1 protein-coding gene is annotated in these 1410 nt (G+C 68.6%); it reads left to right on the top strand.

Annotation, left to right across the window (positions count from 1 at the left end):
- Positions 1–228 precede the first annotated feature (228 nt).
- Positions 229–1392, top strand: coding sequence for an IS110 family transposase (locus AB0M88_RS53260; RefSeq protein ID WP_364116333.1), 1164 nt, complete (start codon positions 229–231; stop codon positions 1390–1392).
- Positions 1393–1410: the final 18 nt, after the last annotated feature.

The raw sequence follows: 1410 nt of genomic DNA, 5'->3' as shown, positions 1-1410 counted from the left end.
GCGGCTACTTGTTTCATTGATCTACGACCGCAGCCCGGCCAGGCTGGGTCGAGGTGACCGGTGGGTTCGCTCTCACGGCGGCTGCCCACCGCAGTTTGGTGTGGCTCTCATCTGGCATGCGTCCTGCCGGTCACCGCGGCGTGGAGTGGCTCAAGAGGGGACTGCCCGGCTCAAAGTAGCGCTGCCCTCCCGCCGACACACCTGTCGGAATCGGGAAGGGAGTCACCGGTGGCTCGAGTGATTATCGGGGTGGATCCGCACAAGCGGTCCGCGACCATCGAGGTCATCAACGAGCGGGAGCAGACGATCGGTCAGGGCCGCTTCGGCACCGACACCGACGGCTACAAGGCCATGCTCGCCGCGGGACGCCGCCATAAGGACCGCGTGTGGGCGGTCGAGGGCTGCAACGGTATCGGGCGGCACGTCGCGCAACGCCTGGTCGCCGACGGCGAAACCGTCGTGGACGTACCCGCGAAACTATCCGCCCGGGCCCGGGTGTTCGCCACCGGCCAGGGCCGCAAGACCGACCCGGTCGACGCCCGCAGCGTCGCCGTGGTCGCCCTGCGCACCACCGGCCTGCGCCAGGTCCAAGCCGACGACACCACCGTCGCGCTGCGACTCCTGGTCGACCGCCGTGACCAGCTCGGCCGCGCCCGCACCGACATCGTCAACCGGCTGCACACCCTACTGCTCGACCTCCTGCCCGGCGGTGCGAAGAAAGACCTGTCCGCCCAGCAGGCCCGCGCCTTGCTCGCCACGGTTCGCCCGCGCGATGTGGTCGGCAAAACCCGCCGCTGGCTCGCCTCGGAGCTGATCCACGAACTGGCTGTCATCGACAAGAAGATCAAGACTGCGAAGCAGGACCTCACCGAGCTGGTCGCCTCCACCGGCAGCCGGCTACTCAAGCTGCACGGTATCGGCCCCTCGGGCGCTGCCCGGCTGCTCGGCGACGTCGGTGACATCCGCCGCTTCGCCAGCCGCGCGCACTTCGCATCCTGGAACGGCACGGCCCCGCTCGACGCGTCCTCCGGCGACAACAACCGCCACCGGCTCTCGCGGGCCGGGAACCGGCGCATCAACCGGGCCCTGCACATCATGGCCATCGTCCAGCTCCGCCGCGACACCGAGGGCCGCCGCTACTACCGGCGCCGGCTCGCTGAGGGCAAACCGCCATTGGAAGCACTCCGAGCGCTGAAACGGCGGTTGTCCGACGTCGTCTACCGGCAGATGGTCGCCGACACCAAACGGGTCGAGACGGGCCCGGGAGGACACGCGGGGGCGACTCTGATATCCAGCGCGGCCGACCCAATCCCCATGATCGACACTTCGGACAAGTCACTTCCCGGACCCGCCAGACCACAGCCTAAAACACCACTCACGATCAACACTTGACAGAGAGGGGTGCCAGAT

Source organism: Actinoplanes sp. NPDC051411, from assembly GCF_040682075.1.
Classification (GTDB): domain Bacteria; phylum Actinomycetota; class Actinomycetes; order Mycobacteriales; family Micromonosporaceae; genus Actinoplanes.
Note: the sequence above shows the minus strand (reverse complement) of the source record. Positions and strands in the feature narration are given on the sequence as shown.